This is a genomic window from Thioclava sp. FR2, assembly GCF_051200875.1.
GTDB lineage: Bacteria > Pseudomonadota > Alphaproteobacteria > Rhodobacterales > Rhodobacteraceae > Pseudotabrizicola.
Genome location: NZ_CP195191.1, coordinates 2,731,686 through 2,746,506 on the forward strand (window position 1 = coordinate 2,731,686; position 14,821 = coordinate 2,746,506).

Here is a 14,821-nt window from a genome sequence, read left to right on the forward strand (position 1 = left end):
CTTATACTCGTATTGTCCACAGCCCACTTATCTGGGGATATCTGGCGGAAAAGATGCCTCATCCCGTTTTCCACAGCCCCTACAACATCGACTCTTTTCTTTATTTCTTCTTTATAGAAGGAAGGAAGACAGCGAAGAGGGAAGACGATGGGTGATTTTCTGGCCGGGTGGTATCCTTGGGTGAAATCCCTGCATGTTGTTTCCGTAATCAGCTGGATGGCGGGATTGTTCTACCTGCCGCGTCTGTTCGTTTACCACGTTGAAGGGCTGAAGAAATCAGGAGTGATCCGGGGTTCTGAAATGGACCTGCTGTTCCAGCATCAGGAAAGACTTCTGCTGAGGGCGATCATGAACCCAGCAATGATTGCGACATGGGTTTTCGGGCTGATGCTGGTGTTTACGCCTGGGATCGTGGATTGGACGTCCCCTTGGGTCTGGACGAAGGCGGCGGGCATTACTGGGATGACTTGGTTTCACCATTGGCTGGGTTACCGACGCAAGGAGTTCATCGAAGGCACAAATACTCGGAGTGGGCAGACCTATCGCCTGATGAATGAGGTCCCGACGGTCTGCATGTTAGTGATCGTCTTCTCGGTGATCGTGAAGTTCTGATTTATTGACTTTTCGAAGGCTTATAGATAGATCGCTGTTTGCAGGGCCGTCCGGCCCATGTGTTTCCCTTCTCTATCGCCCGATCACATCGCAGTTTTTGCGATGGTGAATGAGGATCATTGCATGACCACCGAACGCCTGAACCTTGCCGACCTCAAGGCCAAGACCCCTGCTGACCTTTTGGCTATGGCCGAGGAGTGGGAGATCGAGAACGCCCCTAGCATGCGCAAGGGCGAGATGATGTTCCAGATTTTGAAGGAACATGCTGAGGATGGATACGAGATCGGTGGCGATGGAGTTCTGGAAGTGCTTCAGGACGGTTTTGGCTTTCTTCGCAGCCCTGAGGCAAACTATCTGCCCGGTCCGGATGATATTTATGTCAGCCCAGAGATGATCCGCCAGTTCAGCCTTCGAACGGGGGATTCGATCGAAGGTGTGATTCAGGCGCCGCGCGAGAATGAGCGCTATTTCAGCCTTGTAAAGGCGACGAAGATCAACTTCGACGACCCGGAAAAGGCAAGGCACAAGGTGCACTTCGACAACTTGACGCCGCTTTACCCAGATGAGCGGCTGAAGATGGAAATTGAGGACCCGACGATCAAGGATCGTTCGGCCCGGATCATTGATCTGGTCTGTCCAATCGGGAAAGGCCAGCGGGCATTGATTGTGGCCCCGCCCCGCACGGGGAAAACTGTGCTGTTGCAGAATATCGCGCATTCGATCGAACAGAATCATCCGGAATGCTATTTGATCGTTCTTCTGATCGACGAACGTCCGGAGGAAGTGACGGACATGCAGCGAAGCGTGAAGGGTGAGGTTGTGTCTTCGACGTTCGACGAACCAGCCACCCGCCACGTTGCTGTAGCTGAGATGGTGATTGAAAAGGCAAAGCGTCTTGTGGAACACAAGCGCGACGTAGTCATCCTGCTTGACTCGATCACGCGTCTGGGCCGGGCTTTCAACACGGTTGTTCCAAGCTCCGGCAAGGTTCTGACCGGTGGTGTTGACGCAAACGCCTTGCAGCGGCCGAAGCGCTTCTTTGGTGCTGCCCGTAATATCGAAGAAGGCGGGTCGCTGACCATTATCGCGACTGCACTGATCGATACTGGCAGCCGTATGGACGAAGTGATCTTTGAGGAATTCAAAGGCACGGGTAACAGCGAAATCGTTCTTGACCGCAAGGTCGCTGACAAGCGTGTGTTCCCGGCGATCGACATTCTGAAGTCGGGCACTCGGAAAGAGGATCTGCTGGTTGAAAAGACCGATCTTCAGAAGACTTATGTTCTGCGCCGTATCCTGAACCCGATGGGTACGACAGATGCGATTGAATTCCTGATTTCGAAACTGAAGCAGACCAAGTCGAATTCGGAATTCTTCGAATCTATGAACACCTGAGTGTGAGGTGCAGCTGAAAGGCTGCGGGCAATCATGGCAGATACGATCTATGCGCTAGCCTCTGCGCGCGGCAAGGCAGGGGTGTCGGTCATTAGAATCTCGGGGCCGTCTTCTCGGCAAGCACTGGAGCGGCTGAGTGTTCGTGGCATTGTCCCGCGACTGGCGTCGCTTCGCCGTCTTATGGACGGCGATGATCTAATAGATGAAGCGCTGGTTCTGTTCTTTCCCTATGGCGGAAGCTTTACGGGTGAAGATGTCGTTGAATTGCAGGTTCATGGATCAACAGCCGTTATGTCCCGGGTGATGCAGTTTTTGTCGGGCCTTCCTGACCTACGTTTGGCCGAGCCAGGAGAATTTACCCGGCGAGCCTTGGCCAACGGTCGGCTTGACCTGACACAGGTTGAAGGTCTTGCCGATCTAATCGACGCGGAAACCGAGGCCCAACGTCGGCAAGCACAAAGGGTGTTGTCGGGTGCTATTGGTGCGAAGGTTGGGGAATGGCGGGCGAAATTGACCCGTGCTGCAGCGCTTATTGAAGCAACCATAGATTTCGCGGACGAAGACGTTCCGGAAGACGTGGTTCCCGAGGTGCTTGCGTTGATTGAAGGGCTGAAGTCCGAACTGGAAGCCCAGCAGAGAGGCGCCGTAGCCGCGGAACGGATTCGCGATGGTTACGAAGTGGCCATAGTTGGCGCACCAAATGCTGGAAAGTCCAGTCTTTTGAATGCTTTAGCGGGTCGTACTGCCGCAATCACCTCGTCAGTCGCTGGCACGACTCGAGATGTTATTGAAGTTAGGATGGATCTGGGTGGGTTGCCCGTGACGCTTTTGGATACGGCTGGCCTGCGGGAAACGGAAGATGAGGTCGAACAGATCGGTATCAGCTTGGCGCGAGATCGCGCAGCGCTGGCCGATTTGCGTGTATTATTGGTGGAACCGGGTCAAGATGTACCGGATGTTGAATTGCAGCCGGACGACCTTACCGTTTTCGTAAAGTCTGATTTGTATCCTGAACGTGGAACCATCTCTAGCCTGACCGGAGCAGGCATCGCCGACCTGGTCGAGCAAATTGCAGGGCGGTTGGAACGGCGTGCGATGACGGCTGGCCTTCTGATCAGAGAGCGTCATAAGATTGCGATCCATCAGGCTGTCGAGGCTTTGGACTCGGCGGGCAAATGGCTGTATCAAGGGTCAGGAAATCTGGAATTGGTTGCGGCTGATCTGCGCAAGGCGCGGATAGAAATGGAGTTGCTTCTGGGTCAGATAGATGTGGAAGCGTTGCTGGATGAAATCTTTTCCAGCTTCTGTATCGGGAAATAGGATGTTTCACGTGAAACAGTTTGACGTCGTTGTCATCGGTGGTGGTCATGCCGGAGCAGAGGCCGCGGCTGCGGCCGCGAGATCGGGCGCAGACACAGCGCTGATTTCGCTGCGGATTGATGGAATCGGCGTGATGTCCTGTAACCCGGCGATCGGGGGGCTTGGTAAGGGCCACTTGGTCCGCGAGATTGATGCGATGGACGGCATCATGGGTCGCGCCGCTGACATGGCTGGCATCCAATTTAGAATGCTGAACGGTCGGAAAGGACCCGCCGTTCAAGGCCCGCGAACTCAGGCTGACCGCGCTTTGTATCGGGCGGCCATCCAAAGCCTTTTGCGCCAGGAAGAACGGCTTACCCTCATCGAGGGCGAAGTCGTTGATTTGGTCGTCGCGGATCATCGAGTGGCTGGTGTGGTTCTTGCTGATGACACTGTTCTTTCTGCAAAAGCAGTGATTCTGACTGCCGGAACTTTCTTGAACGGTCTGATTCACATTGGACAAGAAAAGCGGTCCGGCGGCCGGATGGGTGATAAGCCTTCGATCCGGTTGGCGCAGCGTTTGGCAGAGTTGAACTTGCAGCGTGGCCGTCTGAAAACAGGGACACCACCACGGCTGGATGGGCGCACAATAAATTGGGCGCGTTTGGACAACCAGCCGGGCGACGAAAATCCGAAGATGTTTTCCTTTATGCACAAGGCCCCGTTTGTTCGCCAGGTGACTTGTGGGATTACGCACACGAATGAGCGGACCCACGACATTGTTCGTGAAAATCTATCAAAATCAGCCATGTACGGTGGAATGATCGAAGGCGTCGGTCCACGGTATTGCCCGTCTATCGAGGATAAGGTGGTTCGCTTTGCGGATAAATCGAGCCATCAAGTCTTCCTAGAGCCAGAGGGGCTGGATGACGATACTGTCTATCCCAATGGGATTTCATCTTCCTTGCCTATCGAGGTGCAGGAAGCATATGTCCGCAGTATTGTAGGCCTCGAAGAGGTGACCATCCTTCAGCCAGCCTATGCGATTGAATACGATTACTTTAACCCGCAAGCCCTCCGTCCGTCCTTGGAATTGATGGCAATGCCGGGGTTGTTCCTCGCTGGACAGATCAATGGCACGACCGGGTATGAAGAAGCAGCGGCGCAGGGATTGGTGGCTGGACTTAATGCGGCGCGGCTTGCTCGGGGTGAGGAGTCAGTAAGGTTTGATCGCGAGCAATCCTACATCGGTGTCATGGTTGATGACCTTCTGACCCGCGGGGTAACCGAACCATATCGAATGTTTACGTCCCGAGCGGAGTTTCGTTTGCATCTGCGCGCCGATAATGCAGACCAACGATTGACTCCGCTTGCATTGCAACTTGGTTGCGTCAGCGAGGAACGCCGACTGGCCTTCGGCATCAAAATGGATCAACTGCTGTCTGTTGAGAAAAAAACGAAATCGGTGGATTTTGGATCGAAGGATCTGACGTCTTTGGGCTTCCGGGCGAGTTCTGATGGAGTGCGCCGATCGGCCTACGATCTCGTTTCAGCTCAGTCGTTGACGGCTGAGGATTTGGCAAAGCTCGTGCCCGATCTGGCTGGCTTTGAGCCCGAGATCGTTGAACAGTTGCTGTACGACGCAATGTATGCCCCGTATATTGCCAGACAGAGAGCGGAAATTGAGCGCATGCAGGGAAGCGGAAGTGCGCAGATTCCGGGCGACCTGGATTATGGGCGGATTTCCGGGCTTTCGAATGAACTGCGATCAAAACTGGAACGGCTTAAGCCTGCCACGGTAGCGGACGCTGGTCGGATTGAAGGTATGACGCCGGCTGCCCTCGCTTTGATCCATGCAAACGTTGTGCGCATGAAACCTGCTCAACTGGCCTGATGGTTATGCATCACCAGAATCTCTCCTGTTTTGATGTTTCACGTGAAACATTCGAAAGGTTAGAGGCCCTTGTGGCTCTGCTGGAGAAGTGGAATCGCAAGATCAACCTCATTTCCAAGTCAACGACACTAGATATTTGGAACCGGCATATCGAAGATTCTGCCCAAATCATGAGATATGCACCCGAGTCATGCGACCACTGGCTCGATTTGGGAAGTGGGGGCGGCTTGCCGGGCTTGGTGATTGCGATCATTGGTGCGGAGCATGGCCGTATCAAGAAAGTGACGATGGTTGAATCAGATGGCCGAAAATGCGCTTTTCTAGCCGAAGCCTCGCGCCAGCTTGCCCTACCGGTAGAGGTGATCAACGAGCGCATTGAATCCATATCCCGTCAAGACGCGGATGTGGTCTCTGCCCGAGCTTTGGCAGATCTCTCTATATTGCTGGGTTTCTGCTATCCGCATGTTGGAAAGCGATCTAAGTTGCTGTTTCCCAAGGGTGCAAATCACCTAGCAGAAATTCAACGGGCAAGAGAAAGCTGGAGGTTCCAATTGGAAGTGCACCCCAGTATGACCGATCCAAGCGCTGCTGTACTTGAAATCAGCGACTTGGCGCGGAATTAAGTAAGGACAACAGCAATGCGCATTATCGCAGTTGCAAATCAGAAGGGTGGCGTTGGCAAGACGACCACGGCCATTAACGTTGCCGCCGGCCTTTCCGAATTTGGCTATCGGATTCTTCTCGTAGACCTTGATCCTCAAGGCAATGCCTCAACGGGGTTCGGAATTGCGCCGACAGATCGGACCGTGACCAGCTACGATTTGCTGTTGGAACAGTCGACAATCGGAGAAACGATCAAGGAATCGTCTTTTCCTAACGTATGGATAATTCCTGCAAATTCCGATCTCGCTTCGGCAGATATCGATTTAGTAGCAAATGAAAAACGGTCGTTCTTGTTGCATGACGCTCTTCGCGGCGCCGAGCTTCGGAATATTGGTTTTGATTTTGTCGTGATCGACTGTCCACCCTCTCTATCTTTGCTCACTGTGAATGCTTTGGTGGCCTGTGACTCTGTCCTTGTGCCGCTGCAAAGCGAATTCTTCGCGCTGGAGGGTCTTTCTCAACTGATGTTGACCATTCGCGACATCCGGAAAACAGCAAATCCTCAGCTTCGTATTGAGGGTGTTTTGATCACAATGGCTGACGGACGAAATCGCCTGTCGCAGCAAGTTGAAGCAGACGCGCGGGAAAATCTGGGCGACTTGGTGTTTGAGACAACTATTCCTCGCAACGTACGGGTATCAGAGGCCCCAAGTTACGCGATGCCGGTTCTGAGCTATGACCCTCAATCGAAAGGTGCCGAAGCCTATCGTAAGCTGGCCCTTGAGTTAGTGACCCGGCATAAGAAGACGGCTGTCAGGGCCTGAAAGGACAGATATGGAAAAGAAACCCGAACGTAAGGGCCTCGGGCGCGGTCTGTCCGCCCTCATGGCCGATGTGAACCTGTCTAATGACGCCGGGGCGAACAACGCCAGCGCTTTGTCTTCCGCGGATACCATGATTCCGATCGAATCCATCCGTCCGAATCCTGATCAGCCGCGCAGGGACTTTGACGCATCTGCACTGGAAGAGCTTGCGGAATCAATTAAAGCAAAAGGGATTATCCAGCCGCTGGTTGTTCGTCCGATTTCGCCTCCGGGCAGCTACGAAATTGTTGCTGGTGAGCGGCGTTGGCGCGCGTCACAAATGGCGCAGCTTCATCGTGTGCCGGTGGTCATTCGCGAGTTCACGGATGAAGAAGTCATCGAAGTAGCCATCATAGAGAATATTCAGAGGCAAGATCTCAGCGCTATTGAGGAAGCGATGGCCTTCAGCCAGTTGATGGAGCGCTTTGGCCACACTCAGGAAAAGTTGGCCGAGGCCCTTTCGAAGAGCCGAAGCCACATCGCCAATACGATCCGGTTGCTGACGCTCCCCGAAGGCGTTCAGAACTTGGTTCGGACTGGAAAGCTGTCAGCTGGGCACGCCAGAACATTGATTGGGGCGCCCGACCCGATGTCGCTTGCGCTGAAGGTCATCACTCAGGGTCTTTCCGTGCGGGAAACTGAAAAGCTCGCCCGCCAAGTCGTTCCAAAGAAACCCGGTGGACCTAAGTCGGGGAAAAGTGCCGGGAAAGACGCTGACACGCGCGCAATAGAGGCAGATTTGTCTGCCAACCTCGGCATGGGGGTCTCTATAGACCACGGCGTAGGTGGTGAAGGCGGCACTCTCAAGATTAAGTATCGGTCCTTGGATCAGCTGGATCAGCTTTGCCAGGTTCTTTCGGTCATTCCGCGCGATCTCAAAAACTGAGTGTCTGCCACTAATGCGCCTAGTTTGGGCTGGGTAGCAATTCCAGTTTGGCCAGGACCGAATTTAGCAAAATACGCCCGGCTGCTGTTGCGGCAATTCGGCTTCCGTCCTGTTCGAGCATGCCAATCTCAATCAGTTCACTGATCGAATTTTGAGATACTCGGTGATGCGATACGGCCTGAAGATCGCTTAGATCCAGGCCACCACGCAGCCGTAGACCCATGACCAGAAACTCTTCCGCCGCTTCCATTTGCGTTAGGGACGACCGTTCGCATTCTCCCGTTCCCGTGGACATCACGCGCGCCATCCACTGTGCGGGGCTCCGCTCGTTTTCAAAAGCGGAGCGAACGCCAGATGGACCAGTTAGACGCCCATGAGCCCCAGGGCCGATGGCAGCGAAATCGCCGCTCCTCCAATAGATCATATTGTGGCGGGATTCTTCGCCCACGGCCGCATGGTTCGACGTTTCGTAGGCGGGAAGACCGTGCGCCTCACAGATTTGCTGGGTGAGCTCATACATCTCGGCGCTTATGTCCTCCTCTGGCAATCCGCGCAGTTGTCCGCGTGCGTGCCTTGCGCCAAAAACCGTGCCCGGCTCGATGGTGAGTTGATAAAGCGAAAGGTGGCGTGACCCGATCTTGAGCGCTTCGTTAAGCTCCGCCTCCCATTGCGCCAAAGTCTGGTCTTGGCGAGCATAGATTAGATCAAAGCTGAATCTGTCAAAGATGGTCTGTGCCATGTCGATTGCCGAACGCGCCTCTTTTGCGTCGTGCATTCGGCCCAGTTGCCTTAGGTCTGCATCGTTTAAGGATTGCACACCGATGGAGACGCGATTGACTCCGGCAGATCGAAACGCACGAAACTTCTCGATTTCCGCCGAAGTTGGGTTCGCTTCAAGAGTGATTTCGATGTCATTCGCGGCCGACCAGTGACCCGTAGCGGAGGAAATGATGCGCTCAACCAACGAGGGCACCATCAGGGATGGCGTGCCGCCCCCAAAGAAAATGGACGAAAGGCGTCTTGGCCCGGTCTCTCGCCGCATTCGGTCGAGTTCCAACTCGAAAGCGTCGCCCCAAGCGTTCTGATCAACACTGCTCGCAACATGACTGTTGAAATCACAATAAGGACACTTTGACTGGCAGAACGGCCAATGAACATAAAGTCCGAAGCCGGCCTGTTGCCATCTTTCAATCCCAGTCACCGGTAGGCCTGGTTGTTTCACGTGAAACATCCTGTGATCAACTTGCGGAAGGCGTCCGCACGGTGGCTGATTTTGTTTTTCTGCCAGCGATCCATCTCCCCAAAGGTGATATCGTAACCATCGGGTTGGAAGATTGGGTCGTAGCCATGACCCTGGTTTCCGCGTTTTGGCCAGACGACTTGGCCAGGCATAACGCCTTCAAACACCTCGTCGTGACCATCGGGCCAAGCTAGAACGAAGGTACAGCGAAACTGGGCAAGACGCGGAAACGGGGCGTTGGCGGTCTCTAAAGCATCCCAAGTACGCTGCATGGCCAGGTCAAAATCGCGACCGTTGGGGGTTTCTGCCCAGTCGGCGGTGTAGACGCCTGGCGCACCGTTAAGACCGTCCACGGTAATTCCAGAATCGTCGGCAAGAGCAGGCAAACCAGTGGCTTTGCACGCGGCATGTGCCTTGATCCGTGCATTGCCCACAAAACTGGACTCTGTCTCCTTTGGCTCGGCAAGAGCCAAAGCCCCCGCCGAAACAACGGCCACGCCGTAGGGCGCAAGAAGATCTTCAATTTCTTCCAGTTTACCCTTGTTGTGGGTAGCTATCAGAAGCGTTTTGTCCTGAAATTTCCGCATGTTACGCGCCGATGGCCGCCTTTTGCGCGACAACCAAAGCTGCGTTCCCTGCAGTAGCAAGATCCAGCAGTTGCATCATTTCTTCCCGAGCAAAAGTGGCCCCTTCCGCGGACATCTGCACTTCGATCATCTTGCCACGTCCAGTCATAACAAAGTTTCCATCTGTACCCGCGACCGAGTCTTCGGCGTAATCAAGGTCAAGCACGGGTTGGCCCGCATAGATCCCGCAGGAAACAGCGGCGACATGATCAAGGATGGGATCGCTGACAATCGTTCCAGCCTTCAGCAACTTGTTCACCGCAAGACGCAGCGCAACCCATCCCCCTGTAATTGAGGCGCAACGCGTACCGCCGTCCGCCTGAATGACATCACAGTCGATGACAATCTGGCGTTCTCCAAGTGCGCTTCTGTCGACGCCAGCGCGCAAAGCACGACCAATCAGGCGCTGAATTTCTTGGGTTCGTCCGCTTTGTTTTCCGGCCGCGGCTTCGCGGCGTGTCCGGCTGTTGGTGGCGCGGGGAAGCATTCCGTATTCCGCAGTGACCCAGCCTAAGCCGGTATTCTTTAGGAACGGCGGCGCTTTTTCTTCCAAGGTTGCTGAACACAGGACATGGGTGTTCCCGACCTTGATCAAACAAGACCCCTCGGCATGGGCCATTACGCCCGTTTCAATAGAAATTGTCCGCAGTTCATCCAGTTTCCGGCCAGAGGGGCGCATCGCTTTTTCCTTTAATCTTGGGGTTAGGCCAGATAGGCCCGTGCATCACAAGGATGCAACCCCGATTGACGTCTGTGCCCGGCGGAATAATCTGATCCTGATGGTACAACAGATGACAAACCAAGGCTCAAAACTTCTATCAGACCTCAACGATCGCTCGAAGGAGGTTTTCCGGCGCGTGGTCGAGGGTTACTTGACCTCAGGCGACCCCGTTGGGTCGCGCACGCTGACGCGGGCCATGTCTGAAAGAATTTCCGCGGCGACGATTCGAAACGTCATGCAGGATCTGGAATTCATGGGCCTGCTGGACAGTCCGCATATTTCAGCCGGGCGTATTCCAACGCAACTCGGCCTTCGTATGTTTGTCGATAGCCTGCTCGAAGTTGGGACGGTTTCGAACGAAGATCGCGAACGGATCGATTCGACCTTTGGCAGCACGGATCAGGATGTCACGAGCCTACTTGATCATGTCGGGGCGGCCTTGTCGGGCATCACCCGCGGCGCGTCTCTAGTCCTGTCGCCGAAACACGAAGCCCCAATCCGGCATATCGAATTCGTTAGCCTCGCGCCAGATCGCGCTCTTGTGGTCTTGGTAACCGCCGATGGTCATGTCGAGAACCGCATTTTCACACCACCCCCCGGTCAAACCCCGTCTTCAATGCGTGAAGCTGCAAATTTCCTGAATGCATTGGCCGAGGGAAAGACGCTTTCAGATCTTCGCCGGAGCATGACTGCAGAGATTGCAAAGCGGCGCCAGGAAATCGACAGCCTGGCCCGCGAGCTTGTTGAAAGCGGACTTGCGGTCTGGGAAAATCCCGGAGAGAGATCAGAGCGCCTGATCGTCCGCGGGCGCGCCAATTTGCTCGACTCGGCAACCGACGAAACGGAAATTGATCGTATTCGTACGTTGTTCGATGATCTGGAGCGCAAGCGCGACATCGCTGAATTCCTCGAATTGACAGAAACCGGCGATGGTGTGCGCATTTTTATTGGTTCTGAGAACAAACTCTTTTCACTTTCGGGTTCCTCTTTGGTCGTCTCTCCCTATATGAACGCTGATCGAAAGATCATCGGTGCCATCGGTGTTATTGGTCCGACCCGGCTGAATTACGGTCGGATCGTGCCCATCGTCGATTACACGGCACAACTCGTTGGGCGGATGGTGTCCGAACGCGGTAAGGGATGATCGTCGTAACGGACGGACGAAGGTAAGGAAGAAGATGATGGCTCAGGAAAATCCGGCCCCGGAAGAGGTCGAACTGGACCCGGCCCAAGAAGAATTTATCGACGCGGCCGAACTTGATGCGCTTCGCGCTGAGCGGGACGAAATGCGTGATCGGTATATGCGCGCTTTGGCTGATGCGGAAAACTCGCGCAAACGTGCCGACCGTGACCGTCGCGAAGCAGAGCAATATGGCGGCTCGCGCCTCGCTCGCGACCTGCTGCCGGTCTACGACAATCTTAAGCGCGCGCTTGAGGCTGCATCGGATGAGACCCGCGAGCAGGCCGCCGCGCTGATCGAAGGCGTTGAACTTACTCTTCGCGAGCTTAGCAATGTTATGACGAAGCACGGAGTCACGGCAGTGTCGCCTTCGGTGGGCGATCAGTTCGATGCCCAGGTTCATCAGGCAATGTTCGAAGCACCTGTTCCTGGCACAAAGGCGGGACAGATTATTCAGGTGATGGCTGAAGGCTTCCTGCTCCACGACCGCTTGTTGCGTCCTGCTCAGGTTGGCGTTTCGTCCAACATTGGCTAATCTGGGACAACACCAAACTTAAAGGCCCCAGAAAGGGGCCTTTTTCTTTACTACGCACTATCCTGGGCCAATTGCTTCAACTCATAGACAAGTCGCAAAGCATCCATTGGTGTCATCTCATCCGGATGACTGTCCCGAAGACGTAATTCAACTTCTGAAGTTTTAGGTGCAACGGGACGCGGAGCAGGAGTTGGTGGCGCGGCGCGGAACAGCGGCAAATCGTCGATCAGAGCCGCCTGTTTTCCACCTTCCCTTTCACCCTTCTCCAACGCCTCAAGCACCACCTTGGCACGCTCGACCACAGTTGCCGGCAAGCCGGCAAGGCGTGCCACCTGAACCCCATAACTGCGGTCTGCAGCTCCTTGCTTTACCTCGTGCAGGAAGACGACTTCACCCTCCCACTCCTTGACCGTTACAGTCGCATTTTCAACGCCCGGAAGCTTTCCGGCCAAAGCGGTCATTTCATGATAATGCGTTGCAAAAAGTGCGCGGCAGCGATTGACCTCGTGCAGATGTTCCAACGTGGCCCAAGCGATCGACAAGCCGTCATAGGTTGCCGTGCCGCGCCCGATCTCGTCCAGAATAACTAGGGCCCGATCGTCTGCCTGATTAAGAATGGCCGCGGTTTCCACCATTTCGACCATGAAGGTCGATCGTCCGCGCGCAAGGTCATCAGCCGCACCGACGCGGCTGAAAAGTTGGCTTACAAGCCCGATATGTGCAGAGGAAGCTGGCACGAATGATCCGGCCTGAGCCAACAGAGCTATGAGCGCATTCTGCCGCAGGAAAGTCGACTTACCCGCCATGTTCGGGCCAGTCAGAAGCCAAATCGCAGGAGTATCCGTTTCGGTTAGCGCACAGTCGTTGGCAACAAATGGCGCGCCGCCTTGCCGCTTCAACGCACGCTCAACGACAGGGTGGCGGCCGCCTTCGACCTTGAAGGCGCGGCTTAGGTCGACAACCGGTTCGCACCAGTTTTCCGCAGTAGCCAAATCCGCCCATGCCGCCGATAGATCAATCTCTGCCAAGGCGCGCGCCGCGCCACCAATCGGTCCAGCATGCTTCAGGACAGACTGCTTCAGGCTATCAAAATGCCGCTTTTCAATCTCAAGAGCGTGGTTTCCAGCGTTAAGGATTCGCGTCTCAATTTCACTTAAGCTCACTGTGGTGAAGCGTACCTGACCTGCCGTTGTTTGGCGGTGAATAAACGTCTCTGAAAGCGGCGGAGAAAGCATCTTTTCCGCATGTGTCGATGTGGTCTCGATGAAATAGCCCAGAACGTTGTTGTGCTTTATCTTAAGGCTTTGGATGCCCGTCTGGTCGATGTAATCCGCTTGCATCCGACCGATAACACTTCGTCCTTCGTCGCGCAGGCTGCGGGTTTCATCCAGTTCTGGGTCAAATCCTTCTGCCACAAACCCACCATCCCGCGCCAAAAGGGGAGGTTCTGCGACCAATGCTTCGTCAAGTAGGTTGATCAGGTTTCCATGGCCAACCAAGGCCTGACATACCTCGTAAATCAGTTTGGGTGCGCCGCTGGCCCCCAATCGTTCGCGCAAGACTTCTGCTTGTGCCAGGCCGGCCCGAATGGCAGTCAGATCGCGCGGTCCCCCTCGGTCAAGGGCAAGACGGGACAAGGCGCGATCCATATCCGGCACGCGCCGCAGGGCCTCGCGAAGATCGTTCCGCAGGGTGGCTTGTTCGGTAAGGAATCGTACAGACTGCAAGCGGTCGTGAATTGTGTTCAGATCGCAGGACGGCGCAGCAAGCCTTCTCTCTAAAAGCCGGGCGCCTGCCGCTGTTACCGTCCGATCAACGGCGGCGATCAAAGATCCCTCGCGACCACCGGACAGGGCTTGCGCGATTTCCAAATTACGTCTGGTCGATGGGTCGATCTGAATTGTCCCGCCCGCCGCTTCTTTCAAGGGCTGGCGCAGAAAGGGCAATTTCCCGCGCTGGGTCAGATCCAAGTAATCTACCAGCCCGCCCATTGCGGAAACTTCGGCTCGGCTGAACTGCCCAAAGGCCTCTAGCGAGCCCACGCCGAACAGATCGCAAAGTCGCTTTTCCCCGCTTGTTGAGTCAAAGCTGCCTCGTGACAAGGGCGTCAGGGCCGCACCCATATCCTCGATCATGGGCGCCAGATCTCTGTCGCGCGCCTCACTGACCAGAACTTCGCGAGGGGCAAGTCGCGCCAATTCGGGCGCCAAACGGGCCATTGGGCAGGGCATGACGCGGAATTCCCCGGTGGAAATATCGGCCCATGCGAGCGCTGCCTCGTCCCGAACCTCTGACCAAGCCACCAGAAAATTATGACGCCGCGCTTCTAGAAGTGCATCTTCAGTCAACGTCCCTGGTGTCACCAACCGCACGATGTCACGCTTGACGACCGATTTAGCCCCTCGTTTCTTCGCCTCGGCCGGGTCTTCCATTTGCTCGGCAATCGCAACCCGAAATCCCTTTCGGATCAGAGTCAGCAAGTACCCTTCCGCGGCATGAACAGGTACGCCGCACATCGGGATTGGTTCGCCCAGATGGGTGCCGCGCTTGGTCAATGCAATGTCAAGCGCTTCTGCCGCGGCTACTGCATCGTCAAAGAACATTTCGTAGAAATCGCCCATCCGATAGAACAAAAGCGCACCTTCGTGGCCCGCCTTGATCTCCAGATATTGCGCCATCATCGGCGTCACATTGGCGTCAGAAGTTGACACGCCACTCTCCCCAACCGTCCGTTGCCCAGACCCTACAAAAGCCTTCCCACCTGCGAAAGCCCCCGCGACCAGTAGACCCGCACGAAAGGATTGCCTAATGTTCCCGCAACCGGGCATCAGACCCGAAGGGGTAATGGCAGCAGTGCGCAATCGGATCGATTTCTCTCTTCCTCCGGACAACCTTTTCCTCGATCCGTATACCGATCCGGGGATTGCCTTCCTGCAGCAACCGGACTTCATCTGGCGCCCCGTGGAA

General features: G+C 55.2%; 13 protein-coding genes. 9 read left to right on the forward strand and 4 right to left on the reverse strand.

What is annotated here, in order from left to right:
- The first annotated feature begins 147 nt into the window (after window positions 1–147).
- The 7 genes from ACSBLW_RS13250 to ACSBLW_RS13280 all read left to right on the forward strand — a co-directional run bounded on the left by ACSBLW_RS13250 (window position 148) and on the right by ACSBLW_RS13280 (window position 7,552).
- Window positions 148–612: a CopD family protein gene (locus ACSBLW_RS13250; protein WP_435257093.1), complete on the forward strand. Its 465-nt coding sequence runs from the start codon at window positions 148–150 to the stop codon at window positions 610–612.
- A gap of 123 nt (window positions 613–735) precedes the next feature.
- Window positions 736–2,007 carry a transcription termination factor Rho gene (gene rho, locus ACSBLW_RS13255; RefSeq protein ID WP_435257094.1) on the forward strand — a complete coding sequence of 424 codons (1,272 nt, stop codon included), beginning with the start codon at window positions 736–738 and terminating at the stop codon, window positions 2,005–2,007.
- Between the two features lie 33 nt (window positions 2,008–2,040).
- Window positions 2,041–3,327, forward strand: a complete 1,287-nt coding sequence (mnmE, locus tag ACSBLW_RS13260; RefSeq protein ID WP_435257095.1) for a tRNA uridine-5-carboxymethylaminomethyl(34) synthesis GTPase MnmE — start codon at window positions 2,041–2,043, stop codon at window positions 3,325–3,327.
- A gap of 10 nt (window positions 3,328–3,337) precedes the next feature.
- Complete coding sequence (gene mnmG / locus ACSBLW_RS13265) at window positions 3,338–5,200, forward strand: tRNA uridine-5-carboxymethylaminomethyl(34) synthesis enzyme MnmG (protein WP_435257096.1); 1,863 nt, start codon at window positions 3,338–3,340, stop codon at window positions 5,198–5,200.
- Complete coding sequence (gene rsmG / locus ACSBLW_RS13270) at window positions 5,200–5,823, forward strand: 16S rRNA (guanine(527)-N(7))-methyltransferase RsmG (RefSeq protein WP_435257097.1); 624 nt, start codon at window positions 5,200–5,202, stop codon at window positions 5,821–5,823. The genes mnmG and rsmG overlap by 1 nt, the downstream gene beginning before the upstream one ends.
- A gap of 15 nt (window positions 5,824–5,838) precedes the next feature.
- A complete protein-coding gene (locus ACSBLW_RS13275; protein ID WP_435257098.1) occupies window positions 5,839–6,627 on the forward strand; it encodes a ParA family protein in 789 nt (262 codons plus the stop codon).
- Window positions 6,628–6,637: 10 nt separating this feature from the next.
- Entirely contained in the window at window positions 6,638–7,552 is a 915-nt protein-coding gene (locus ACSBLW_RS13280; RefSeq protein ID WP_435257099.1) for a ParB/RepB/Spo0J family partition protein, read from the forward strand.
- 19 nt (window positions 7,553–7,571) lie between these two features.
- On the opposite strand, the gene hemW is transcribed toward ACSBLW_RS13280, so the two are convergent.
- The 3 genes from hemW to rph are packed head-to-tail and all read right to left on the reverse strand — an operon-like array spanning window position 7,572 to window position 10,097.
- Window positions 7,572–8,744 carry a radical SAM family heme chaperone HemW gene (gene hemW / locus ACSBLW_RS13285; RefSeq protein ID WP_435260111.1) on the reverse strand — a complete coding sequence of 391 codons (1,173 nt, stop codon included), beginning with the start codon at window positions 8,742–8,744 and terminating at the stop codon, window positions 7,572–7,574.
- Between the two features lie 26 nt (window positions 8,745–8,770).
- Window positions 8,771–9,379 (reverse strand): RdgB/HAM1 family non-canonical purine NTP pyrophosphatase, encoded by a 609-nt coding sequence (rdgB, locus tag ACSBLW_RS13290; protein WP_435257100.1) that lies wholly within the window; start codon window positions 9,377–9,379, stop codon window positions 8,771–8,773.
- Between the two features lies 1 nt (window position 9,380).
- Complete coding sequence (gene rph, locus ACSBLW_RS13295; RefSeq protein ID WP_435257101.1) at window positions 9,381–10,097, reverse strand: ribonuclease PH; 717 nt, start codon at window positions 10,095–10,097, stop codon at window positions 9,381–9,383.
- A 100-nt stretch (window positions 10,098–10,197) separates the two neighbouring features.
- Between rph and hrcA the strand changes: the two genes are divergently transcribed.
- Both hrcA and ACSBLW_RS13305 read left to right on the forward strand, forming a co-directional pair.
- A complete protein-coding gene (hrcA, locus tag ACSBLW_RS13300) occupies window positions 10,198–11,283 on the forward strand; it encodes a heat-inducible transcriptional repressor HrcA (protein WP_435257102.1) in 1,086 nt (361 codons plus the stop codon).
- Between the two features lie 37 nt (window positions 11,284–11,320).
- Window positions 11,321–11,854, forward strand: coding sequence for a nucleotide exchange factor GrpE (locus tag ACSBLW_RS13305; protein WP_435257103.1), 534 nt, complete (start codon window positions 11,321–11,323; stop codon window positions 11,852–11,854).
- 50 nt (window positions 11,855–11,904) lie between these two features.
- Here the strand turns inward: ACSBLW_RS13305 and mutS are convergent, their stop codons facing one another.
- Entirely contained in the window at window positions 11,905–14,535 is a 2,631-nt protein-coding gene (gene mutS / locus ACSBLW_RS13310) for a DNA mismatch repair protein MutS (protein WP_435260112.1), read from the reverse strand.
- Window positions 14,536–14,821: the final 286 nt, after the last annotated feature.